This window comes from Sphingobium sp. YR768 (genome assembly GCF_900111125.1).
In the GTDB taxonomy this organism is placed as follows: Bacteria; Pseudomonadota; Alphaproteobacteria; order Sphingomonadales; family Sphingomonadaceae; genus Sphingobium.
In genome coordinates this window covers 262,443-284,915 of the sequence record NZ_FOGE01000001.1, presented here as the reverse complement: position 1 = coordinate 284,915, position 22,473 = coordinate 262,443, and the positions used below count along the sequence as shown (strand labels likewise).

The 22,473-nt window shown below is 64.5% G+C and carries 18 protein-coding genes; 8 read left to right on the top strand and 10 right to left on the bottom strand.

All coding sequences use genetic code 11. The features are described from left to right. Positions 1-31: 31 nt before the first annotated feature. The 5 genes from ftsH to BMX92_RS01330 all read left to right on the top strand — a co-directional run bounded on the left by ftsH (position 32) and on the right by BMX92_RS01330 (position 7,302). Positions 32-1,981, top strand: a complete 1,950-nt coding sequence (gene ftsH, locus BMX92_RS01350) for an ATP-dependent zinc metalloprotease FtsH (RefSeq protein ID WP_093011293.1) — start codon at positions 32-34, stop codon at positions 1,979-1,981. A gap of 173 nt (positions 1,982-2,154) precedes the next feature. Beyond that, positions 2,155-3,777 (top strand): family 43 glycosylhydrolase, encoded by a 1,623-nt coding sequence (locus BMX92_RS01345; RefSeq protein WP_093010694.1) that lies wholly within the window; start codon positions 2,155-2,157, stop codon positions 3,775-3,777. 160 nt (positions 3,778-3,937) lie between these two features. Further along, positions 3,938-5,395, top strand: coding sequence for an IMP dehydrogenase (gene guaB / locus BMX92_RS01340; RefSeq protein WP_093010692.1), 1,458 nt, complete (start codon positions 3,938-3,940; stop codon positions 5,393-5,395). 135 nt (positions 5,396-5,530) lie between these two features. Next, positions 5,531-6,706, top strand: a complete 1,176-nt coding sequence (locus BMX92_RS01335) for an RsmB/NOP family class I SAM-dependent RNA methyltransferase (RefSeq protein ID WP_093010690.1) — start codon at positions 5,531-5,533, stop codon at positions 6,704-6,706. Positions 6,707-6,783: 77 nt separating this feature from the next. Then, on the top strand, positions 6,784-7,302 hold the full coding sequence (locus BMX92_RS01330) for a tetratricopeptide repeat protein (protein WP_093011291.1): 519 nt from the start codon (positions 6,784-6,786) through the stop codon (positions 7,300-7,302). 373 nt (positions 7,303-7,675) lie between these two features. Here the strand turns inward: BMX92_RS01330 and BMX92_RS01325 are convergent, their stop codons facing one another. The 6 genes from BMX92_RS01325 to BMX92_RS01300 all read right to left on the bottom strand — a co-directional run bounded on the left by BMX92_RS01325 (position 7,676) and on the right by BMX92_RS01300 (position 14,270). Further along, a complete protein-coding gene (locus BMX92_RS01325; protein ID WP_093010688.1) occupies positions 7,676-7,960 on the bottom strand; it encodes a hypothetical protein in 285 nt (94 codons plus the stop codon). Positions 7,961-8,098: 138 nt separating this feature from the next. Further along, positions 8,099-8,647 carry a pseudouridine synthase gene (locus BMX92_RS01320; RefSeq protein ID WP_093010686.1) on the bottom strand — a complete coding sequence of 183 codons (549 nt, stop codon included), beginning with the start codon at positions 8,645-8,647 and terminating at the stop codon, positions 8,099-8,101. 25 nt (positions 8,648-8,672) lie between these two features. Continuing rightward, positions 8,673-9,509 (bottom strand): 16S rRNA (adenine(1518)-N(6)/adenine(1519)-N(6))-dimethyltransferase RsmA, encoded by an 837-nt coding sequence (gene rsmA / locus BMX92_RS01315; protein ID WP_093010683.1) that lies wholly within the window; start codon positions 9,507-9,509, stop codon positions 8,673-8,675. Beyond that, a complete protein-coding gene (pdxA, locus tag BMX92_RS01310) occupies positions 9,502-10,539 on the bottom strand; it encodes a 4-hydroxythreonine-4-phosphate dehydrogenase PdxA (protein WP_093010681.1) in 1,038 nt (345 codons plus the stop codon). Before pdxA ends, rsmA begins: the two co-directional genes overlap by 8 nt. Next, positions 10,517-11,902: a peptidylprolyl isomerase gene (locus BMX92_RS01305; protein WP_093010679.1), complete on the bottom strand. Its 1,386-nt coding sequence runs from the start codon at positions 11,900-11,902 to the stop codon at positions 10,517-10,519. Before BMX92_RS01305 ends, pdxA begins: the two co-directional genes overlap by 23 nt. An 88-nt stretch (positions 11,903-11,990) precedes the next feature. Beyond that, positions 11,991-14,270 (bottom strand): LPS-assembly protein LptD, encoded by a 2,280-nt coding sequence (locus BMX92_RS01300; RefSeq protein ID WP_177184894.1) that lies wholly within the window; start codon positions 14,268-14,270, stop codon positions 11,991-11,993. A 164-nt stretch (positions 14,271-14,434) separates the two neighbouring features. Between BMX92_RS01300 and BMX92_RS01295 the strand changes: the two genes are divergently transcribed. The 3 genes from BMX92_RS01295 to ndk all read left to right on the top strand — a co-directional run bounded on the left by BMX92_RS01295 (position 14,435) and on the right by ndk (position 17,813). Further along, positions 14,435-15,880, top strand: coding sequence for a leucyl aminopeptidase (locus BMX92_RS01295; RefSeq protein WP_093011288.1), 1,446 nt, complete (start codon positions 14,435-14,437; stop codon positions 15,878-15,880). An 81-nt stretch (positions 15,881-15,961) separates the two neighbouring features. Beyond that, positions 15,962-16,399, top strand: coding sequence for a DNA polymerase III subunit chi (locus BMX92_RS01290; protein WP_093010674.1), 438 nt, complete (start codon positions 15,962-15,964; stop codon positions 16,397-16,399). Positions 16,400-17,390: 991 nt separating this feature from the next. Further along, complete coding sequence (gene ndk / locus BMX92_RS01280; RefSeq protein ID WP_093010670.1) at positions 17,391-17,813, top strand: nucleoside-diphosphate kinase; 423 nt, start codon at positions 17,391-17,393, stop codon at positions 17,811-17,813. Between the two features lie 69 nt (positions 17,814-17,882). Here ndk and BMX92_RS01275 read toward each other — a convergent pair whose 3' ends face one another. The 4 genes from BMX92_RS01275 to BMX92_RS01260 form a co-directional block, all read right to left on the bottom strand. Continuing rightward, positions 17,883-18,731, bottom strand: coding sequence for a sulfite exporter TauE/SafE family protein (locus tag BMX92_RS01275; protein WP_093010668.1), 849 nt, complete (start codon positions 18,729-18,731; stop codon positions 17,883-17,885). A gap of 108 nt (positions 18,732-18,839) precedes the next feature. Beyond that, a complete protein-coding gene (locus tag BMX92_RS01270; protein WP_093010666.1) occupies positions 18,840-19,508 on the bottom strand; it encodes a hypothetical protein in 669 nt (222 codons plus the stop codon). A 5-nt stretch (positions 19,509-19,513) separates the two neighbouring features. Then, complete coding sequence (locus BMX92_RS01265; RefSeq protein ID WP_093010664.1) at positions 19,514-20,188, bottom strand: glutathione S-transferase family protein; 675 nt, start codon at positions 20,186-20,188, stop codon at positions 19,514-19,516. Positions 20,189-20,235: 47 nt separating this feature from the next. After that, a complete protein-coding gene (locus BMX92_RS01260) occupies positions 20,236-22,422 on the bottom strand; it encodes a penicillin acylase family protein (protein WP_093010662.1) in 2,187 nt (728 codons plus the stop codon). Positions 22,423-22,473 lie beyond the last annotated feature (51 nt).

Genomic DNA, 22,473 nt, shown 5'->3' with positions numbered 1-22,473 from the left:
GCCCTATCTTGGCTGGCGAAAGAGAGTGATGATGAACGACGAGAAAGACCCGCAGGGCAATCCCTGGATGAAAAGTGCGATGATCTGGGCTGGCGTGATCGTCGCCCTGTTGTTGTTCGTATCGCTGTTCGAAACCCGCACGGCTTCCACGGCCGGCTCGGGCGTCGCTTATTCCGAATTCCGTTCGAAGGTGCAGGAAGGCCAGGTCAAGGACGTGGCCATCGCCGCCGACAAGATCAGCGGCACGCTCACTAGCGGACAGAAATTCACCACCATCCCGGTCAATGATCCGGGCCTGACCAAGATGCTGGACGACTATAATGTCAAATATAGCGGTCAGGCCGAAGAGCAGCCCAGCTTCTGGCAATATCTGCTGTTCCAGTCGCTGCCGTTCCTGCTGATCCTGGGCATCGCCTTCTTCGTGCTGCGCCAGATGCAGAAGGGCGGCGGCGCGGGCGGCGCGATGGGTTTTGGCAAGTCCAAGGCCAAGCTGCTGACCGAAAAGCATGGCAAGGTGACGTTCGATGACGTTGCCGGCATCGACGAAGCACGCGAGGAATTGCAGGAAATCGTCGAGTTCCTGAAGGACCCGAGCAAGTTCGCGCGTCTGGGCGGCAAGATCCCCAAGGGCGCTCTGCTGGTCGGTTCGCCCGGCACCGGCAAGACGCTGCTGGCCCGCGCCATCGCGGGGGAGGCGGGCGTGCCCTTCTTCACCATCTCCGGTTCCGACTTTGTCGAAATGTTCGTGGGCGTGGGCGCAAGCCGCGTGCGCGACATGTTCGAACAGGCCAAGAAGAACGCGCCCTGCATCGTCTTCATCGACGAAATCGATGCGGTCGGCCGCCATCGTGGCGCGGGCCTGGGCAATGGCAATGACGAGCGCGAGCAGACGCTGAACCAGCTGCTGGTCGAAATGGACGGCTTCGAGGCCAATGAAGGCATCATCATCGTTGCCGCCACCAACCGCCCCGACGTGCTGGACCCCGCACTGCTGCGTCCGGGTCGCTTCGACCGTCAGGTCGTGGTGCCCCGTCCCGACATCGAGGGTCGCGAGAAGATTCTGGCCGTCCATATGAAGAAGGTGCCGCTGGCGCCGGACGTCAATCCGCGCACCATTGCGCGCGGCACGCCGGGCTTTTCCGGCGCGGACCTCGCCAACCTCGTCAACGAAGCGGCGCTCACCGCCGCCCGGCGTGGCAAGCGGCTGGTCGCGATGGACGAGTTTGAATCGGCCAAGGACAAGGTAATGATGGGCGCGGAACGCCGCTCCATGGTCATGACCGACGACGAGAAGAAAATGACCGCCTATCATGAGGCGGGCCATGCCATCGTGTCGGTCCATGAGCCGGCGTCCGACCCGATCCACAAGGCGACGATAATCCCGCGCGGCCGTGCGCTGGGCATGGTGATGCGCCTGCCGGAACGGGACAGCTACAGCTATCATCGCGACAAGATGCACGCGAACATGGCCGTCGCCATGGGTGGCCGCGTGGCCGAGGAAATCATCTTCGGATACGACAAGGTGTCGAGCGGCGCTTCGGGCGACATCCAGTACGCCACCAAACTGGCGCGCGACATGGTGACCCAGTGGGGCATGTCCGACAAGCTGGGTCCGCTGCAATATGAAGAGCAGCAGGGCGAGACTTTCCTTGGCTATTCGCAGAGCCAGCGCGTCCATATGTCGGATGAGACGGCCAAGCTGATCGATGCCGAAATCCGCGCTCTGGTGGAGCAGGGCTATGCCCGCGCGCAGGAATTGCTCAAGGGCCATGAGGACCAGTTGCACCTGCTCGCCAACGCCATGCTGGAATATGAGACGCTGAGCGGCGAAGAGATCAAGACCCTGCTCGACAAGGGCGAGATCACCCGCGACGACGGCACCACGATCAAGCCTTCGGTGATCCCGGCGGCAGGCTCCTCCATCCCCCGCACGCGCAAGCGCAAGGGGCCGTTCGGCGATCCGACCCCGGCCGGCGCATAAGGCGCAGGACAGGCGAAAAATGGGGGCGTGGCCGTGATGGCCGCGCCCCCTTTTCGTTTGTGGCCCTTTTTACGTTTCAGGTCATTGTGTTGTGACGGCGGGCGGATCAAAAGCAGGGGCTACTACAGACAAATTTTAGGGGAAATTTCTTGGTCCATTCCCGGCGTGACGCGATGTTCCTGGGACTGGCTTCGACGGCCGGGCTGGCTATGCCGGGGCTGGGTGAGGCAAAGGCGGCGGAGGTTTGTGCCACCAGTCCGGTCTGGCGCCGTGGTGCCGAAGGTGAGCGGCTGGCGGACCTGGGCAATGGGCGCTTCCTGAACCCGGTTCTGTCGGGGGATCGGCCTGATCCCAACATATTGAAGGATGGCGCCGATTATTGGGCAACCTTCTCTTCCTTCGACTATTTCCCGGCGGTCGTGATCTGGCATTCGCGCGATCTGGTGAACTGGCGGCCGGTGGGGCCAGCGCTGACCGTGCCGCTCGGCTCCGTCTGGGCGCTGGACATCGCGAAACATGACGGCCGCTATTTCATCTATATTCCGGTGTTCAACCCGGCCGATCCCAGTTTTGAAGCAGGGCCGGCCATTCCCTGCAAGATTTTCGTCGTCCATGCCGACCGGATGGAGGGGCCGTGGAGCGAGCCCGTCGACATGGACATCAAGGGCTATATCGACCCCGGCCATGCGGTGGGCGAGGATGGCAAACGCTATCTGTTCCTGAACGGTGGCGCGCGGGTGCGGATCAGCGATGACGGGCTGCGCCGGGAGGGGGCGGTCGAGCAGGTTTATGCGGGCTGGCCGATCCCGGAGGACTGGATCATCGAGGGGGTGGCGCTGGAAGGCCCCAAGATACTGCGTCGTGACGGCTGGTTCTATCTGTTTTCCGGGCAAGGCGGTACGGCGGGGCCGCCGACCAGCCATATGGTGATCGTCGCCCGATCCCGATCGATCAACGGTCCTTGGGAAAATTGCCCGCATAACCCGATCGTGCGGACGGCGCGCGCCGACGAATCCTGGTGGTCGCGTGGCCATGGCACGGCGGTTCAGGGACCAGCGGGTGATTGGTGGCTGGCCTATCATGGCTATGAAAATGGCTATCGCACGCTGGGGCGGCAGATGCTGCTGGAACCGTTCGTCTGGGATGCGGATGGCTGGCCGCGCATGACCGGCGGTGACCTGTCGGCGGCGCTGCCCATGCCGGCGGCCCGGCGCGCCGACCGACCGGGGCTTGCCCTGTCCGGTCCGTTCAAGCCGGACGACATGGGGAGCCGACTGGCCTTCTTTGCGCCCGGCGCGGACTATCTTGATCGCGTTGCTTTCAAGGATGGCGCGCTGACGTTGAAGGCGCAGGGGAAGGGGCCGGCGGAATCCTCGCCGCTGGCCTTCATCGCCGGGGACCGCTCCTATGAAGTGCGTGTCGATGTCGAACTGGAGGGCGGCGCGCAGGCAGGGCTTCTTCTCTTCTACAACGCCCGATATTTTGTCGGCCTGGGATCGGATGCGGGCGCGCTGCACAATTACAAGGTCGGGCAGGAACAGGGCTATCCGCCGCCCGGACCGGCTGTGGGCAGCCGCTTTTCACTGCGGGTCGTCAATGACGATAATGTCGCCAGCTTCTATATTCGCGGCGCCGGCAAGGCGTGGCGCAAGATCATTTCCTATGAAGTGTCGAGCTATAATCACAATCTGGCGGATGGTTTCCTGAGCCTGCGCCCGGCGCTGTTTGTGTCGGGCAACGGGCAGGCGCGCTTTTCCAATTTGCTCTATCGCGGACGGGATGGGCAGGGGGCGTAGCGACAGGCTGGCTGCCGGGATCGGGATGACAAGAAAGGCGTAAACAAAATCCCCAAGGGGTCTGGCCGTTTGGCGCCGGAGTGGTTACATGGGCCGCCACAAATCCCCAGCGATCGGTTTCTCCTCCGTCCGGTCCGCATAGAAGAAAGTGGCTTTTTCCATGGACATCCGCCTTGGCCTCACCTTTGACGACGTGCTGTTGCAGCCCGCCGAATCCGATGTGCTGCCCAGCCAGGCGGACACGTCCACCTATGTCACCAAGGCGATCAAGCTGAACATTCCGATCCTGTCGTCCGCCATGGACACGGTGACGGAGGCCGACATGGCGATCGTCATGGCGCAGCTGGGCGGCATCGGCGTGCTGCATCGCAATCTGACGGTCGAGGAACAGGCCGATGCGGTGCGCGCGGTCAAGCGCTTCGAAAGCGGCATGGTCGTCAATCCCATCACCATCCTGCCCAGCGCCACGCTGGCCGATGCGCAGATGCTGATGCAGCGACACAAGATCAGCGGCATTCCGGTCGTGGAGCAGAGCGGCAAGCTGGTCGGCATCCTGACCCATCGCGACACCCGCTTTGCCGAAAACCCCAACCAGCCGGTCAGCGAACTGATGACCAAGGACAATCTGGCCACGGTCAAGGTCGGCGTCGGTCAGGAAGAGGCGCAGCGCCTGCTGCACCAGCGCCGCATCGAAAAGCTGCTGGTGGTGGATGACGCCTATCATTGCGTCGGCCTGATCACCGTCAAGGATATCGAAAAGGCCGTCACCTATCCGCAGGCGACCAAGGACGGCACCGGCCGCCTGCGCGTCGCCGCCGCCTCCACCGTGGGCGAGAAGGGGCTGGAGCGCAGCAAGGCGCTGATCGACGCGGAGTGCGACCTGATCGTCATCGACACCGCCCATGGCCATAGCCGTCAGGTCGCGGTCGCTGTGGAAGCGGTGAAGAAGCTGTCCAACCATGTGCAGGTGGTCGCGGGCAACGTCGCCACCGCCGAAGCGACCAAGGCGCTGATCGGCGCGGGCGCGGACTGCGTGAAGGTCGGCATCGGCCCCGGCTCCATCTGCACCACCCGTGTCGTCGCGGGCGTGGGCGTGCCGCAGCTGACCGCCGTGATGGATTCCGCGGAAGAAGCCGCGAAGCATGGCGTGCCGGTGATCGCCGATGGCGGCCTGCGCACGTCGGGCGACGTGGCGAAGGCGCTCGCGGCGGGCGCAGGCTGCGTCATGGTCGGCTCGCTGCTGGCGGGTACGGCCGAAGCGCCGGGCGAAACCTTCCTGTATCAGGGCCGCGCCTATAAGAGCTATCGCGGCATGGGCAGCGTCGGCGCGATGGCGCGCGGCAGCGCTGACCGTTATTTCCAGGCGGACATCAAGGACCAGATGAAGCTGGTCCCCGAAGGGATCGAAGGTCAGGTGCCGTTCAAGGGCCCGGCCAAGGATGTTATCCACCAGCTGGTCGGCGGCGTGAAGGCCGCGATGGGCTATACCGGCAGCGCCACGATCAAGGATTTGCAGGAACGCGCGCGTTTCGTGCAGATCACCAATGCGGGCCTGTCCGAAAGTCATGTCCATGATGTGACGATCACGCGGGAAGCGCCCAATTATCCGACCCGTTAATCATTCCTTCCCGGTACGGGGAGGGGGACCGCTGGCGCAGCCAGTGGTGGAGGGGGCGCGCCGCTTGGCGCAGCCTCTCCTGACGCTGCGCCTGCCGCCCGTCCCCTCCACCACCCTCCCCCTGCGGGGGAGGATATGACCCCATCGGCTCGTATTCAGGCGGCGATCGAACTGCTCGATGCGATTATCGCGTCCGCTCGTGACGGCGGCCCCGCCGCCGACACGCTGATCGCCCGCTACTTCAAGGACCGCCGCTATGCCGGCTCGCGGGACCGGCGGGCGGTGCGCGACCATGTCTATCGCGCGATTCGCCGCGCGGCCGAACGGCCCGATGACGGGCGGATGGCGATGGTCGGGCTGGCGCACGACCTGCCCGAAATCGCCGCCCTGTTCGATGGCAGCGCCCATGCGCCCGAACCGATAGCACCGGGCGAGCCAGGCGCGGCGCCGGGCGCCGTGCCCGCTTGGCTGATGCCCTGGCTGGCATCGCCGGTGGAGCAGGACGCGCTTCTCGGCCGTGCCCCGGTCGACCTGCGGGTCAATGCGCTCAAAGGGACGCCGGCCGATTTCGCTGCGCTGTTGCCCGATGCCGATCCCATCGCCGGGCTTGCGCAGGGCCGCCGCCTGCCCGAAGGCTTCCCGATCGAACAGAATATCGCCTGGAAACAGGGTCTGGTCGAGGTGCAGGATGCCGGCAGCCAGTTCATCGTGCAGGCCTGCGGCGCGCAGCCGGGCATGACCGTCGTGGATCTGTGCGCGGGCGCAGGTGGCAAGACGCTGGCGCTGGCCGCCGCCATGGCGGGCAAGGGGACTTTGATCGCCGCCGACACGATCCGGTCGCGCCTCGCGCGGCTGGGGCCACGGGCCGAGCGGGCGGGGGCGACCTTCATCGAAACGCTGCTGCTGGACCAGAGCCATGAAGCGCGGGCGCTGGACAGCCTGAAGGGGCAGGCGGACATCGTGCTGGTCGATGCGCCTTGCTCCGGCACGGGCACATGGCGTCGCAATCCGGAGGCGCGCTGGCGGTTGACGCCGGAGCGGCTGGACCGGCTCGTCGCGGAGCAGGCCCGCATCCTCGATTTCGCCGCGCCGCTGCTGGCGCCCGATGGCGTGCTGCTCTATGCTACCTGTGCCCTGACGGACCGGGAGGGGCGCGATCAGGCGGACGCCTTCCTCGCGCGCCATGCCGGTTGGGTGGCGGACCCGATCGACCTGCCGGTGGGGCGCCGGCATGGGGCGGGGCTGTTGCTGACGCCGGCGCATGATGGCAGCGACGGCTTCTACTTCGCGCGGCTCAAGCGGGGGACTTGAAACAGACCATGGACAAAGGCGCGCAAAATCGCGACTATTGCGTGGAATCAGCGCCTGAAACATGGCTGGAGATAATGATGCGTTTCACCCCTGCCTCGATCGCCCTTGCCGTCGTTCTGACCACCGTGTCGAGCGTGGGGCTGAGCCAGAAGCCCGACAGTCAGATCAGTCCGCAATCGGTGGAATGGCAGAAGGCTGGGGAGGCCGCACGCCGGGCCGGCAATCTGGATGGGGCCACCGATGCGCTGGAAAGCGCACTGGTCATCGATCCGCGCAACCGCACGGCCTATGTCGAACTGGCCGAAGTGGCGCGCGCCCAGGGGCTTCAGGGCAAGGCGATCCGCCTCTACAAGGAAGCGCTGCTGCTCGACCCGACCGATATCGCGGCCCTGTCCGGACAGGGCGAAGCGATGATGGAAAAGGGCGCCGTGACGAGCGCCAAGGATGTCCTCGCCAAGGCGCAGGCCCTGTGCAAGGGCGATTGCGCCCCGGTCGGCAAACTCGCCGCCGCGATCCAGAAAGGCCCACCCGCCGTCGCGATGACCGACAAGACCGCTGCGCCGGAGCCCAAGGCCGCGCCGGTCGAAAAGCCCTGATCGGGGCTTGAGGCGGAGAGAGAGGGCTGCGCCGGAATCTTACTTTTTAAGTAGCGTGGACCCATCCCAGTGCCGACAAATGCCGGATTTGGATGATTGGCGCAGGTCACGCTTTTATTGCCCCTACCGCAGGCGGGAGGGGCGGCGAGACTTAATGAGCGCAGCGAATTTAGTCGCAGCGGGGTGGGCATTTGCAACCCAGCGCCAGCCCACCCCCTAACCCCCTCCCGTTTACGGGAGGGGGAATAAGGTCCGCTATGGGTGGATTGGGGACGGTTGGCTTTTGAAGTGATGACCGGCGATAGCGGACGATGCACGGAAAAATCGTTAGGCAACAATCCGCTCATCAACGGACGTATACATTTGCCGTCCGTCAGAAGGATAAAGCGCTCTGTATCTGTCTAAGCGCCTCATTCGGGCCATCCGCTAATGCGATGAAGCATCCATGTTGATCGTTCCAATCAGCTTTGAAAACGGAGCCGCTCCACTCGAAGTTGAAAGGTTCCGTATCGTCCCCAATCTCGCCAGAAATGGGATTGATAATGAGCGTATCGGCGATCCATGATGCGAAATCATCAAACGCGAACTCAGAACGGTAGTCGAAGGCTTCAAGAACTGACGAGCCGTCATCGAGGGTGGTGATCTTGGTTGCGGTCATACTGAATATCGTTCCCCAAAATTCCAAAGAGCGCAACGTCCGCTCGGCATTCGGCCTTCTACCTGCCTTCTGAATGAATGGCCGGTTTCAAGAATCAGGATTATCTTGCGGAACGATCACCATTGGTCGCTCCCCGCCCTAAACCCGCACCTCGCGCCATTCGCCCGGCGCGATGCCCTCCAGCGTCCAGTCGCCGATACGCCAGCGCACCAGCCGCAGCGTGGGATGGCCCACGGCAGCGGTCATGCGCCGTACCTGCCTGTTGCGGCCTTCGCGGATGGTGAGGCTGATCCAGCCATCGGGCACGCTCTTGCGCACGCGGATCGGGGGATCGCGCGGCCACAGATCAGGGGTAGCGATGCGTTCGGCCTCGGCCGGGCGGGTGAGGCCGTCCTTCAACTGCACGCCGCGTCGCAGCGCCGTGAGAGCCTCCTCGCCAATCTCGCCTTCCACCTGCACCAGATAGGTTTTGGCCGTCTTGAACTTGGGATCGGCGATGCGCGATTGCAGGCGGCCGTCATCGGTCAGCAGCAACAGGCCCTCGCTGTCCCGATCCAGCCGCCCCGCCGGATAGACGCCGGGGATGGAAATGCAGTCCGACAGGGTCGCGCGCGTCGTTTCGCTGCCCCGGTCGGTGAACTGGGACAGCATGTCATAGGGCTTGTTGAACAGGATCAGGCGGGACATGGGCTGGCCGCGCCTCTGTCCGCCGTCACTGGCTCAATATCCGCGCAATAGCGACGAATTCCTCGACGCTCACCGTCTCCGCGCGCCGTTGCGGGTCGATGCCCAGGCTTTCCAGCGCCTCCAGCGCACCGGGCAGGCCCTTGAGGCTCTGGCGCATCATCTTGCGCCGCTGGCCGAAGGCGGCGGCGGTCAGGCGCTCCAGAAACTTCAGTTGCACGCCGTCTGGCGCAGGCTTGGGCGTGATGTGGACCACGGCCGACATGACCTTGGGCGGCGGGGTGAAGGCGCTGCGATGCACTTTCATCGCGATACGCGCATCGCTGCGCCACTGGGACAGTATGGCGAGGCGTCCATAATGGTCGGTGCCCGGCTTCGCCACGATGCGCTCGGCCACCTCCATTTGGAACATCAAGGTCAGGCTGTTCCACCAGGGCAGCGGCGCCCAGTCAGCCGACAGCCAGCCGACCAGCAGGGGCGTGCCGACATTATAGGGCAGGTTGGCGATGATATGCGCGCCCGCGCCCGCTTCGCCATGGGCGTCCACCTCCATCGCATCGCCGGAAATGACGCGAAGCTGATCGGGGAAGGCTTCGGTCAGTTCGGCCAGCGCGGGCAGGCAGCGATGGTCGCGCTCCACCGCCACCAGACGGGCGCCCGCGCGCAGGATGGCGCGGGTCAGGCCGCCGGGGCCGGGGCCGACCTCGAACGCGGGGGCGTCCTTCAGCGGGCCGGGAATGGCGGCGATGCGATCGAGCAATTGTTCGTCGAGCAGGAAATTCTGGCCAAGCGCCTTGCTGGCGGCCAGGCCATGGCGCGCGATCACGTCGCGCAGCGGCGGCAAAGAGGGGCGGGTATCAGCCATGAGCGATGCGGGCGCGGGCCGCTTCGGCTGCCATCTTGAGCGCGGCGATCATGGCGCCCGGATTGGCGCTGTCGGTGCCGGCAATGCCGAAGGCGGTGCCATGATCGGGTGAGGTGCGCACGATCGGCAGGCCCAGCGTGATGTTGACGCCATCGTCGAAATTCAGCGTCTTGATCGGGATCAGCGCCTGATCATGATACATGCACAGCGCCGCGTCATAGGTTTCGCGGGCGCGGGCGTGGAACATGCCATCGGCCGCCAGCGGACCGACAATGTCCAGCCCATCGGCGCGCAGCAGTTCGATCGCCGGTCGGATCACGTCGATCTCTTCGCGGCCCAGCGCGCCATTTTCGCCCGCATGCGGGTTTAACCCGGCGACGGCGAGGCGCGGGCGGGCGATGCCGAAATTGCGCTGCAATCCCTTGGCCGTGGTCATCGCACGGGCGCGGATCAGGTCGATGGTCAGCACGCTCGACACATCTGCCAGCGCGATGTGGATGGTGATCGGCACGACCTTCAGCGAAGGCCCCGCCAGCATCATCACCGCATTATGCGGCGCCACGCCACAGCGTTCCGCCACGAATTCGGTCTGGCCCGGATGGGTGAAGCCCACGCCGTACAGTTGTTCCTTGCCCACCGGCGCGGTGACGATGCCGGCCGCCGATCCGGACCGGGCGAGGCCGACCGCGACTTCCAGCGCCTGAAATGCGGTGCGTGCGCCATCGATGCTGGGGCTGCCCGGCACGATCTCACCCGCTTCGGCCACCTGAAGACAGGGCAGGGCGTTGCCGAAGACATGGGCGGCTTCCTCGGGCGAACTGATCGTCTGGATCGGGCCAAGCCAGACCGCGCGCAGCGAAGCAATGTCGCCGACCGCAAAGAAAGTCGGGAGGCCGCGCGCTTCGCGCATCACCCAGCTCTTTGCGACGATTTCCGGCCCGATGCCCGCCGGATCGCCCAGCGAGACGGCGAAGGGCGCCAGATCGGTTCGATCCGGCGCGCCGGTGTCAGTTATATTCGATGATGGCATCGCGTCGCAGATCGCGCAGGTAGATGCGGGCGCGCTTGTTGACCCGTTCTTCTTCCAACTGGGCCATGATCTGGTCCGGATTGGGCGCATTGGCCGATGCCGGATCGTCGCGGCCGCAGACCACCAGCACGCGCACGCCATCGGTGATGGAGCCGAAGGGCGGCGTGGTTTCGCCGACCTGAAGGTTCAGCAGAATGTCCTGCAACTGCGGCGGCAGGTCACGGATCTTCACATTGTCATTGTCGACGACATCGGCGCCGATCTTTCCGCCAATCTCATTCGCCTGGCCGCAACCCTTGATCTCCTTGACCGCGGCGGCGAAGGCGGCGGCCTTGGCGCTGGCCGTCTCCTTGCTCGTGCCCTGCGGGAAGAGGACCGACAATTGCTTCAGGCTGAGCAGCGAATCGCGCGGATCGGCGGTCAGCACCTTGCGCTTGTCCATCACATAGATGATCGACACGCCGCCCACGGTTTCGATTGGGCCGGCAATCTGGCCGACCTGCATGTCTGCGGCGGCCGTCGCCAGTTCGCTCGGCAACTGCCCCGGCTTGATCCAGCCCAGATCACCGCCGACCGCAGCGGTCGACGCTTCGGAGAATTGCCGGGCATAGGCCTGGAAGCTGCCGCCCTTCTGAATCTGTTCGATGATGTTGCGGGCGTTGGCGACGATCTGTTCGCGATTTTCCGGCGTGGCCGACAGATAGATTTCGCCGAGGCGGAATTCATCGGCACCCTTGGCCGCGTTCAGCCGGTCGACCACCGACTTCACTTCGTCCTCCGACACGTTGACGAAGGGCTGAATATTACGGCGTTGCAGTCGGCTCCAGGCCAGTTCGCCTTCGATCTGGCGCTTGATGCTGGCGGCCGAGCTGCCCTTTTCGCGCAGATAGCCGTCGAACTGGGCCGGCGACTGGCGGAAATTGCTCGCCACCCGCTCATAGCTCTGGTTGACCTCTGCCGGGTCGATCTTGATGTCGTTGGCGGCGGCTTCCTGAATTTGCAGCGTTTCGTCGATCAGGTTGCGCAGCACCTGCACGCGCAGCCGCTCCTTCTCGTCATCCGCCACCTTGCCGCCATTGGCGGTGATGATCAGCGCAAGCCGCTGGTCAATGTCGGTGCCGGTGATGATGCGGCCGTTGACGATCGCGGTCGCCTTGCGGACATTGGGGTCGCTCTTGCCAAAAACGGTGACGTCCTTGGGCAGGTTGAGCTGCTGCGCCCCGACGCCGTCATCGTCGCCGACCGTCTGTGCCAGGACAGGCTGGGCGACGGCGCTGAGCAGCGCCGAGGACAGAAGCAGGGTGCGCAGGCCCGAACGAACGCCATGCGACAGGCGGTTGGGCGAGGGAACGACAGACAGCATCGTCGGCAAAAATCTCCAATACGGTACGGCGCGTGATGCGCCGGTCCGCCTTAACCAGCCCTGACAGGGAACACGGGATGCGTGACCCTTATATGCCAATATTACGGAAAGCTAGACGTAGCGCGAAGCCATTTCCCTTCCGCGCGTCGCCATTGGTCTGATAGTCGCGCCGCCAGGTGAAGCCCAGCGTCAGGCAATCATCCTCATAGGCGATGCCCAGCCGATGGCGCACCGGCTGATATCCGTCCGACACGCTGATCGGGTCTTCCCGCGCATCGGTCAGGTCGATGACGGTCGATCCGAACACGGACCAGAAATGCGCGAATTGCACCCGGCCGCCCAGGCGCAGTTCCTCGCGATCCTGCAAATCTTCCAGTCCCGAAATCACGTCGCGGTTCAGGCGGAGATAGCCCGCCATCACATAGGTGTTCTTGCTGCCGACGGTGGCGTCGATCTCGTTGCGGCGGACGGACAGATTGTCCTTGTCCAGCCGGAAACGATGGGTGAAGCTGATGAAATCCTTGTAGCGGATCGTCGTGCGGCCGACGATGTCGGACGTGCGATCGGACAGGCCGGTGCCATCGGGCAGGATGCTTTCCCGGCTGTCGAGGCGATAGCTCTGGCCGACATTGCTCTGTAGCGAGAAATTGGGCAGGTCGAGGCTATATTCCAGCCCGTAGGTGATGCGCGAGCTATCCTCATAGCGGTCATAACCGGCGAAGCGGTTGAGCGCGAAGAGATTGCTGTCCTCCAGATCGACCGCGCGCGCATCCTCATTGGGCAGCGACAGGTTGGCGATATGGGGCGACGCCACGATCTGGACGCGCGGGGCAATGCGCTGCACGCCGCCAAAGGCTTCACCCACGAACGGCCAGCGCATGTCTACGGCGGCGGCGGCGATACCGCGCGTCTGCCAGCCCGGACTGCCGGCATAGCTGGCGACGGACGTCAGATCATTGTCGCCGCTATGATAGAGGTCGCCGCGCAGATAGCCGGTGAAGGTCACTTCCTGACCCATCCCCGTCAGCGTGCGCAAATTCCATTCGGCCGCGGCAAAGGCGCGCTGCGTGTCCTGCCCATGGGTGCGGGTGATGGCCAGTGTGTTCGCCTGCAATTGCAGCACGCCGCCCAGCAACGGGTCCTTGATGCGCTTGCGATAATCGACGACCGGCAGGGCGATCGGGGTCTGCCCCTGCGAATCGCCTGTACGCAGCGTTTGCACCACCCAGCCACGAATCGACAGATAGCTGTCGTCATCCATGCGCTGCGCGCCGATGGTCGAGCGCAGCCGGTCTTCGCGGCTGATATCGTAGCGGCGCAGGAAGGTGCGGTCGGTCACGGCCCGAATCGACCCGTCGATGCTCCATTCCGGCGACAGTTGCAGCTTGCCGCTGGCATCCAGATAGCCGCGAATATCCTTTTCGGTATTGGCGGTCGTCGTATCGGTGTCGCCAATGCCCACGCGCCGGCCATGGGTGACATAGCCGGTGATCTGATAGGCGCCCCGATCGGTCAGGTGCCGATAGGTCGTCTCCAGCATCGGCAGCGTTTCGGTATAGACATGCGGCGTGACGGTCAGGTCGCGATTGGGCGCCAGCTTGAAATAATAGGGTAGCGCCGCTTCGAAGCCATTGTTGCGGTCATAGCGCAGATTGGGCACCAGCAGGCCGCTGGCGCCGCCATCGCCGACCGGATGAGACAGGCCGGGCAGCGGGATCAGCGGCAGGCCGAACAGTTCGATATTGGCGTTCTTGTACGTCACGCGCTGCCGCACCGGGTCATAGATGACGCGTACGGCGTTGATCTGCCAGGTCGGTTCCTTGGGGCAGCCATCGCCGCCCTCGACCGTGCAGCCGGTATAGGAGGCATGGTGCAGCGTATAGACGCCGTTGACCCGCTCCCCCTTTTGCGACGCCAGTCGACCGCCCGACTGGAGCACCAGCAGCATATTGTCGACCGCGCCGTCCTTCAGCGTGTCGGTCACGTCGAATCGGTCGCCATAGGCGGTGTTGCCTTCGGGATCGATGACGGAGACATTGCCCTGCGCCTCCACCTTGCCGCTGTTGCGATCCCACACGACCTTGTCGGCGCGCAGGCGATTGCCGTCGCGCAGCAACTGGACATTGCCGGTCGCGGTGACGACTTCGTTGTTGCTGTCATATTGCAGCGCGTCGGCGGCAAAGCCGATTTCATCCTCATTGTCGGGGACGGGCGCGTCGGGCGCGCTGATCGGGGTCTGCGGCTCGTTAAGCTGTTGCGCCAGTGCGGACTGGCTGGCCGCGAGCGCGGCGCCGCCCAGCAATGCGGCGCGGAAGGAAAGAAGGAACAGGGTGTTTCGCAAGCGGTCGGGCCTTATAGACGGGCGCATCGGACATCTCGCCTATCGCACAGCGGGCCGGTCCGCAATCGCCCGCTGCATCCATGGCCATGCAAAATCGGTCGAACGGCTTTGCCAGACGGGGAAAGCCGCACTATCTGACAGGCAAGAAGGCGGTTTTCCCGCCGATCAAGATAAGAGGAAGCATAGCCCCGATGGATATCCAGTTCAGCCCGACCCGCCCCGATGCCGATACTCTGGCCTTCATCGTGCCCAAGGGCGGATTCGATGCGCTGCCGCTGGCCGCCGCGCCGACGCTGGCGGCGGGGGCTGCCGCGTCGCGCTTCACGGGCGAAACCGGGACGAGCTTCGAGAGCTTCGTGGAAGAAGGCGGCAAGACGCTGCGCGTGCTGCTGCTGGGCGTGGGGTCGGCCGGCGAGCAGGATTATGAAAAGGCCGGCGCCGCGCTGACCGCCAAGCTATCGACCAGCGGGGCGGTTCATGCCGCCGTCGAGTTTTTCGGCGGCGCGACCGGCGAACAGGCCGCCCGGCTGGCCTTCGGCGCACGCCTGCGCGGCTGGCGCATCGACACCTACCGCACCCGCCAGCCCGAAAAGGCCAAGCCGACGCTCAAGACGCTGACGCTGGTCGCGACCGGCGCGGACGCCGCCTGGGCGAAGGAAGCGGCGATCGCCGAGGGCGTGGCCTTCACCCGCGAACTGGTGTCGGAACCGGCGAACATCCTCTATCCCGAAAGCTTCGTCGAACGCTGCCGCCCGCTCGAAGCGCTGGGCATCAAGATCACCGTGCTGGACAAGGCGGCGATGGAAGCGCTGGGCATGGGATCGCTGCTCGGCGTGGCGCAGGGCTCGGTGCGCGAAGCCCGTCTGCTGGCGCTGGAATGGGACGGCACCAATGGCGCATCTGAAAAGCCCGTCGTCTTCGTCGGCAAGGGCGTGACCTTCGACACCGGGGGCATCTCGATCAAGCCGGCCGCCGGTATGGAAGACATGAAGTGGGACATGGGCGGCGCGGGCGCCGTCGCCGGCGCGATGAAGGCGCTGGCCGGGCGCAAGGCGAAGGCGCATGTCGTGGGCATTTGCGGGCTGGTGGAGAATATGCCGGACGGCAATGCCCAGCGCCCCGGCGACATCGTGACCTCCATGTCGGGCCAGACGATCGAAGTGCTGAACACCGACGCCGAAGGCCGTCTGGTGCTGTGCGACGCGCTGACCTGGGCGCAGCGCACCTATCAGCCGGAGGTCGTGATCGATCTGGCGACGCTGACCGGCGCGATGATCGTGGCGCTGGGCGATCAATATGGCGGCCTCTTCGCCAATGACGATGGCCTTGCCGACGATCTGATCGCGGCGGGCAAGGCGACCGGCGACCAGTTGTGGCGCTTCCCGCTGTCGGCCGCCTATGACAAGCTGATCGACAGCCCGATCGCCGACATGAAGAATATCGGCGGCCGTTTCGCCGGATCGATCACCGCCGCCCAGTTCATCAAGCGCTTCGTCGAAGAGGGCGTGAAATGGGCGCATCTCGACATTGCCGGCATGGTCTGGTCCGACAAGCCCGGCGGCACCTGGGACAAGGGCGCAACCGGCTATGGCGTGCGCCTGATCGACCGTCTGGTCGCGGACAAGTTCGAGGCGTAAGGGATCGGTGCTCCTGCGAAGGCAGGAGCCCAGTTCCGCCCTGCGCAGGAACGCGCCACTCCTTCAACCAAGGCTCCGCCCATGCAGGTCGACTTCTATCAGCTTAGCCGCGATCCCGTGGATCAGGTGCTGCCCGCCATTGCGGGCCGCATCCTGGGCATGGGCGCGCGCCTGCTGGTGGTGGCGCAGGAGCCCGAACGGCTGGAGCGGATTTCGCAAGGCCTGTGGGCCGGCCCGCCCGAAAGCTTCCTGGCCCATGGCCGGACGGGCGAGGGCGGGGAGGCGCATCAGCCGATCCTGCTGAGCGGGCAATGCGTGGCCCTCAACGGCGCGGCCCACATCGCGCTGGCCGACGGCATCTGGCGGGAGGAAGCACTGGACTTCGAGCGCGCCTTCTATTTCTTCGACGCCGACACGATCGACGGGGCACGGTCGAGCTGGCGCGCGCTCAGCAAGGCGGACGGCGTCGAACCCCGCTTCTGGCGGCAGGAAGGCCGCAAATGGGTGCAGGGGCCTTAAGCGGGCGGGTTGGTTTCGACCAAAGTTGGCTGTTAAGGTGTCAGTTATTTGGACCCGATTGCGGACATTCTCCTATCCGTTATGTTGGGATTATGCCCGCCTCTCATTCTCCCATGCCGCCAGTTGCTCCAGCCCCGGTCAGTGCCGTTGAGGCATCATTTATAACGGACACCATCAAGCGCTTTTATGGCGACGACGCCATAGTGCGAAACTACGGACCTGATCCTGTTCGCTTGGCTCTCCATGTCGAGACGAGCCGGGATATCGGCTTGGGAGAGTATGATTGCGTTGGAGTGCTGATGACGCGAATTGAACGCGAGCAAATCAGCCTTGATGTTACCCGGCGCGGCACGCGCATTTTCGGCAACGCGAAGCTGGCTTATCGTCAAGGCGTCATCCTCTGAAATTCGGTCAGGCAGCCGGCGACCAGTTGCGGAAGTTCGCCGTTGGCCTATTGTAACGCGATGAAGCGCCGAGCTTACGAAAGTGGCAGAAGCATTGGTGGCAAGCTGGGATGCGGTTTGGCGATCGTTGCCGCCGTGCCCCTCCTTAGCGAAGCCTTCCTTATCGTCTCTTTAGGCCAATGCGCGCCAGAAAATCAGCTCGATTGCATTCCCGACGGGCTAGTTTTCGTCGGGGCGGCACTTAGTATTGCGGCTGTAGGTCTCGGATCAAGGGCCATTGTAAACGTCATTGTGCGCCGATGGCGGAACGGCAGCTAACCACCCAACTTCGTCATTCCCGCGAAAGCGGGAACCCATCTCCGAACCTGGCAGCAGGGGAAAAGGCGAGAGATGGATCCCCGCGTTGGCCTGCGGCCGCCCTTCGGGGCGCGGGGATGACGGTGTGAAACACTCCCACCCACGGCCGCCGCCCTATCTCCTCCCTCAATCCCACTCCGCCCCCGCACGGTTAAGCCTCTTGCGGCCCGGCCCGCCCGCGTCTAAAGGGCGCGCAACTTTATTTCCCACCATCTGGAGTATTGAGGGCCATGGCCGTCACGCGCACTTTCTCGATCATCAAGCCCGACGCGACCCGTCGCAACCTGACCGGCGCGGTCGCCAAGATGCTGGAGGAAGCCGGTCTGCGCATCGTCGCTTCCAAGCGCATCCGCATGAGCCGCGAACAGGCCGAAGGCTTCTATGCCGTTCATAAGGAACGCCCCTTCTTCGCCGATCTGGTCGCCTTCATGATTTCCGGCCCGGTCGTCGTCCAGGTTCTGGAAGGCGAAGACGCCGTGAAGCGCAACCGCGACATCATGGGCGCCACCAACCCCGCCAATGCCGACGCCGGCACCATCCGCAAGGAACTGGCCGAATCGATCGAAGCCAATTCGGTCCATGGTTCGGACAGCGAAGAAAATGCTGCGATCGAAATCGCCTATTTCTTCAAGCCGGAAGAAATCGTCGGCTGATAGCCGATCATCCTGACGGATGAAAAAGGCCCGGCGCTCCCCATGGAGCGGCCGGGCTTTTTCTTTGGGTCAGGGGTGAGGCTGGGCTGGTGCGGGGGCCTCTACCTTGACCGGATCGGGCGTCCGCGCCTTCACGAAAAGCTGCCACGAACTCACCGCCAGCACGGCGGCCAGCAGCGGTTGCAACACCTTGTCCGGCGCATGGGACGACATATAGCTGCCGACGATCACGCCGGGTATCGATCCGATCAGCAGGTTCATCAGCAGCACGGCGTTGACGTCGCCCATCAGCCAGTGGCCGGCGCCCGCGATCAGCGCCAGCGGCACGGCATGGGCGATGTCCGATCCCACGATGCGCGCCACCGGCAGGCGGGGATAGAGGAACAGCAGCACCGTCACCCCGATCGCGCCCGCGCCGACTGATGAGAGCGACACCGCTGCGCCGATCAGCGCGCCAAGCCCCGTCGTGCCATAGAGGATGGCGGCGTGGGAATGACTGGCGCCCAGGTCACCGCGATGGCGGAACAGCCATTTGCGACCGATGACAGCCGCCGAGGTCACGGCGAGCAGGCTCGCCAGCGAATAGAGAATGATATGTTCGCTGGATTTGCCGATGTCGCCGATCCAGCCCAATATCAGCAGCGTGACGATGGCAGCCGGAATGCTGCCCGCAGCCATGCGCCGCACGATCGGCCATTCGATCGTGTCGCGCTGACTATGGACTGTCGATCCGACGATCTTGGTAATCGCCGCGAACAGCAGGTCGGTCCCGACCGCCGTTTTCGCGCTGACGCCGAACATCAGCACCAGCAGCGGCGTCATCAGCGATCCGCCGCCAACCCCGGTCACGCCCACCAGCAGGCCGACCAGCAGGCCGGCGATCGCGTGAAACAAGTCGATCGATGCCATCAGATTCATGATGCGCGTCTTATCCTTATTGTCCCAACCCTGCGTCCGGTCTTCCAGCCGGTTGCGGCCGCCAAGACAAGCGGGTTTCGGGTTTCAGGGGGTGAAGCAGGGCTTGGGCTATTTCTGGCTCAGCCGCGCCCAGCGCGCGTCGATCCGCGCCTGGGCGTTGCTGGCCTTCACCGTTTCGACGCGCGAAAGGCCGCGCAGCGACAGGCTGTGTCCCGCGATCCAGCGCCCGGCTATGCCATAGCCGATGTCATAGAGGGCGACATTCTCATAGGCATCGCCGCCGACCACGAAGCGGGTGGTGATCGCCACCGGCAGTCGCTCGTCGCCCACGCTGTCGTCGGGGAGCTTCGCCTTCGCCCGTGCCTTCTTGAGCGGGTCGGCGAACCAGCCCGCCTCGATGCGCGGATCGCCGGTGGTGTCGACCGGGTCAACGCCCAGCGCGCGGGGGAAGGCTATGGTCTGGCTCTGGATGATCTGGTCGGGATCGGTGGGTTTCAGGACGATCCGGTCATCCTTCACCGTCTGCGCATTCAGCACCAGCGCGGACGCGCGGCTCGATGCCTTGCGGCTTTCCGATGCCTTGTCGGCGCGCTCGTCCCGCTTGTCCGACCAGTTGAGATACAAAGTCAGGGCGGAAATCGACACCGCCAGCACGGCGATGACCTCGCCCAGCGTGATCCAGCGGCGGCGAATGGCGGCAGCTTCGGCCGCGCGCGCTTCCTTGGGGCTTTCAGGCTTGGGGCTTTCCGGTGTCGGGCTGTCGGGCGTGTCGCTCATGCGGATTATACCGGCTGGGGCGGGGCTTCGAACCGGTCGATCACCCAATCTTCCGCCTGCGCGCCGCCGATCCATTCCTGCATCCATGGATGGGCGATGATCGCGGCCATATAGGCTTCGGCAAAGCGGGCGACCGGCAATTGATAGGTGATGAAGCGGGTGACGACCGGCGCGAACATCACGTCCACCGCGCTGAACTGGCCGAACAGGAATTCGCCATCGCCGCCATGACGGGCACGGGCCTGTGCCCAAAGCTGCATGATGCGGCCAATATCCTGCGCCACGCCCTCGGACGGCGGCACGGCGGGATAGATTTGCCGGATGTTCATGCTGTGCTCGCGGCGCAGCGCGGCGAAGCTGCTGTGCATTTCGGCCGCCATCGACCGGGCCATGGCGCGTGCGGCCGGATCGGTCGGCCAGAATGCTTCCTTGTCCGTCTTCTCATTCAGATATTCGACGATGGCCAGGCTGTCCCAGACGACGATGTCATCGCCATCCCACAGGATCGGCACCTTGCCGGAGGAGGGGGCGAACTCGTCGCCTTCGCGCCGCTTCTCCCATGCCTCGTCATAGAGGGGGACGACCACTTCCTCGAAAGGCAGGCCCGAAAGCTTGCATGCCAGCCAGCCGCGCAGCGACCAGCTCGAATAGGCCTTGTTACCGATAAAGAGCTTCATCATGGCATAGTCTTAGACGGGGCAGGAAGCCGGTGTCGAGAGCCTGTCGGTCATTCTCCCGGCCGATATGTCCGCGCGACATGGCCGGCCAGTTCGTCGGCGTGGAAATAGACGGGGCGCAATTGCCCGTCGATATAGCGCTGCGTCTGGTCGTTGAAATGGGGGGAAGCGGGATCGCCGCTTTCGCCGCCGACGCTGATCGCCTTCGCTTCCACCCGCTTGCCGAATTCCACCGCCGCCAGAAAGCTGTTGCCGCTGGTGCCATACCAGCGCTTGGTGCCGGGATAGGGTTTCGCGCCGAAGGAGGCGAGCGATCCCCAGCGCGCGGACGGGAAGGGCACGGGCAGGCTGGCGCCCTCATCGGTGAAATCCTGGGTGATTGCGCCGGTCAGCCGCTGATAGCGGTTGATCTGGCCCCAGGGCGTGCGCCAGCCGCCGAAATCCTTCTGCATCCGGTCGATCACGCCGGACAGCAGGCGCAGCCGTTCGGCGGACGGCGTGGCATTCATCCGATCATAGAGGGTCTGGTCGTCGTCCGCCTTCTGCGTCAGCGTCCACTGCCGCAAATCCTCGGCCCACAGGCAGGCGAGACTGTTGGCGATCGATTCCAGGCTCCAGCGATAATCCCAACCCCGCAGCGCCGCGACGGGTTCGGCCAGTTTCGCCTTGAGAGGGGCGGTAGCAGGCAGCGCATCCCAGTCGTGCACAAGGTCCGGCACCCACCGCGCAAAGGCAGGCTGGAAGGAATCAAAGGCGGCAGTGGTCAGCGTGTCCAGCGTGAATCCCTGCCCCTTCTCCAGCAGCATGACAGCATGGTCGCCACGGGGATTTTCGCCCACCATATCCATGTAGCGGGGGAAGTCGGATGCTTTCTGGCTATCCTTGCCCGCCGCGGACCATGGCCAGTTATTGGTATTCTGGATCCAGCCGCCCGCCGGGTTCAGCAGATGCGGCACCTTGTCGATCGGCGTCAGCCCCTTCCAGTCGGTCGCCGGATCGCTGCCGTCGACGGGCTTGCGATAATCGAACCGGTCGTCGCGCAGCGGGATAAATTGCGGATGGAGATAGGCGATCGTCCCCTTCGCGTCGGCGAAGATCGTATTGTTGGACGAATTGGCCTTGCGCTGCGCGACCTTCAGGAACTGGGCATAATCCTGCGCCTTGGTGCGCAGATAGGATTGCTCCAGCGCCGCGATCGGCTTGTCCATCATGGCGAAGGCGATCCATTTGCCATCCTTCTGGCCGATGACCGGGCCATGATGGGTGGCATAGGTGGTGAAGCGGCGCTGCGCCATCTCGCCACTCTCGGTGCGATAGGACAGGGTGATGTCGCTGCTCTTCACCGGCCGGTCCTGCGTGCCATAGCGATAGGTCAGCGATCCATCGTCATGGCGGGTGACGCTTTCCAGAAATTCGTCGACCGCATCGACCGTGCTGGACGTGTGCATCCATCCCGCGCTTTCGTTGAAGCCCTGATAGATGAAGAACTGGCCCCAGGTCGCCGCGCCATATGTGTTCAGTCCGGCATCGCTGCGCATCTGCAATTCGGACCGGAAGAAGAAGCTGGTGTGCGGATTGATCCACAGCAGCGCATGGCCGCTGGCGCTCTTCTTCGGGGCAATGGCGAAGCCGTTCGATCCGCGCGGTTCCGGGTCCGGGTCCGCCATGGCGATCGCCGGGCCGCCGGGGCCGGCATAGAAAGTCTTGAGATCATCGAGCGGAATGCGCTCGATATCGCCGCCGATGCTGCCCTCGGTGAAACTGAGCGCCATCCAGGGTTCGAATCGGGTGATCACGCGCGGCTTCACCTGCGGGTGGGTCGCCAGATAATAGTTCAGCCCGTCGGCCCAGGCGGTCATCAACCGCTTCAGCCATACGGGGCTGGCGGCATAGTCCGCTTGCAGCTTGGCTGGGTCCATATAGAGCCGTGCGCGCAGATCCTGCCATAGGGCGGCTGCCCCCTCCGCTTCGGCGGTGCGGCCCAGCGCAGTCAGATAATTGGCCTCGATCCGGGGGAAATCATCCTCCGCCTGGGCATAGATCATGCCGAACACCGCATCTGCATCGCTTTTCCCATGGATATGGGCGATGCCCCAGTCGTCTCGGACGATACTCACGCGGGCCGCCTGCGTGCGCCATCCGGCCATGGGGTCGGGCATGGGGTCAGACTGGGCCAGAACCGGCTGGATGAAGAGGAGCGGGGCGGCGAGGAGCGACAGCGTGCGAAGGGGCTTCATGGCCCATCGCTAGACCGGAAGCGCCGCCCGCGCCAGCGGGATAAAAGTAAC

What these genes read in the sequence shown, in the direction of transcription:
- guaB (WP_093010692.1), top strand. Translation starts at nt 3,938, where the DNA reads ATGGACATCCGCCTTGGCCTCACCTTTGACGACGTGCTGTTGCAGCCC.
- rsmA (WP_093010683.1), bottom strand. Translation starts at nt 9,509, where the DNA reads ATGGCTGATACCCGCCCCTCTTTGCCGCCGCTGCGCGACGTGATCGCG.
- BMX92_RS01335 (WP_093010690.1), top strand. Translation starts at nt 5,531, where the DNA reads ATGACCCCATCGGCTCGTATTCAGGCGGCGATCGAACTGCTCGATGCG.
- BMX92_RS01260 (WP_093010662.1), bottom strand. Translation starts at nt 22,422, where the DNA reads ATGAAGCCCCTTCGCACGCTGTCGCTCCTCGCCGCCCCGCTCCTCTTC.
- ftsH (WP_093011293.1), top strand. Translation starts at nt 32, where the DNA reads ATGAACGACGAGAAAGACCCGCAGGGCAATCCCTGGATGAAAAGTGCG.
- BMX92_RS01270 (WP_093010666.1), bottom strand. Translation starts at nt 19,508, where the DNA reads ATGAGCGACACGCCCGACAGCCCGACACCGGAAAGCCCCAAGCCTGAA.
- BMX92_RS01330 (WP_093011291.1), top strand. Translation starts at nt 6,784, where the DNA reads ATGCGTTTCACCCCTGCCTCGATCGCCCTTGCCGTCGTTCTGACCACC.
- BMX92_RS01305 (WP_093010679.1), bottom strand. Translation starts at nt 11,902, where the DNA reads ATGCTGTCTGTCGTTCCCTCGCCCAACCGCCTGTCGCATGGCGTTCGT.
- BMX92_RS01265 (WP_093010664.1), bottom strand. Translation starts at nt 20,188, where the DNA reads ATGATGAAGCTCTTTATCGGTAACAAGGCCTATTCGAGCTGGTCGCTG.
- BMX92_RS01345 (WP_093010694.1), top strand. Translation starts at nt 2,155, where the DNA reads ATGTTCCTGGGACTGGCTTCGACGGCCGGGCTGGCTATGCCGGGGCTG.
- BMX92_RS01295 (WP_093011288.1), top strand. Translation starts at nt 14,435, where the DNA reads ATGGATATCCAGTTCAGCCCGACCCGCCCCGATGCCGATACTCTGGCC.
- BMX92_RS01325 (WP_093010688.1), bottom strand. Translation starts at nt 7,960, where the DNA reads ATGACCGCAACCAAGATCACCACCCTCGATGACGGCTCGTCAGTTCTT.
- pdxA (WP_093010681.1), bottom strand. Translation starts at nt 10,539, where the DNA reads ATGCCATCATCGAATATAACTGACACCGGCGCGCCGGATCGAACCGAT.
- BMX92_RS01320 (WP_093010686.1), bottom strand. Translation starts at nt 8,647, where the DNA reads ATGTCCCGCCTGATCCTGTTCAACAAGCCCTATGACATGCTGTCCCAG.
- BMX92_RS01300 (WP_177184894.1), bottom strand. Translation starts at nt 14,270, where the DNA reads ATGCGCCCGTCTATAAGGCCCGACCGCTTGCGAAACACCCTGTTCCTT.
- ndk (WP_093010670.1), top strand. Translation starts at nt 17,391, where the DNA reads ATGGCCGTCACGCGCACTTTCTCGATCATCAAGCCCGACGCGACCCGT.
- BMX92_RS01275 (WP_093010668.1), bottom strand. Translation starts at nt 18,731, where the DNA reads ATGAATCTGATGGCATCGATCGACTTGTTTCACGCGATCGCCGGCCTG.
- BMX92_RS01290 (WP_093010674.1), top strand. Translation starts at nt 15,962, where the DNA reads ATGCAGGTCGACTTCTATCAGCTTAGCCGCGATCCCGTGGATCAGGTG.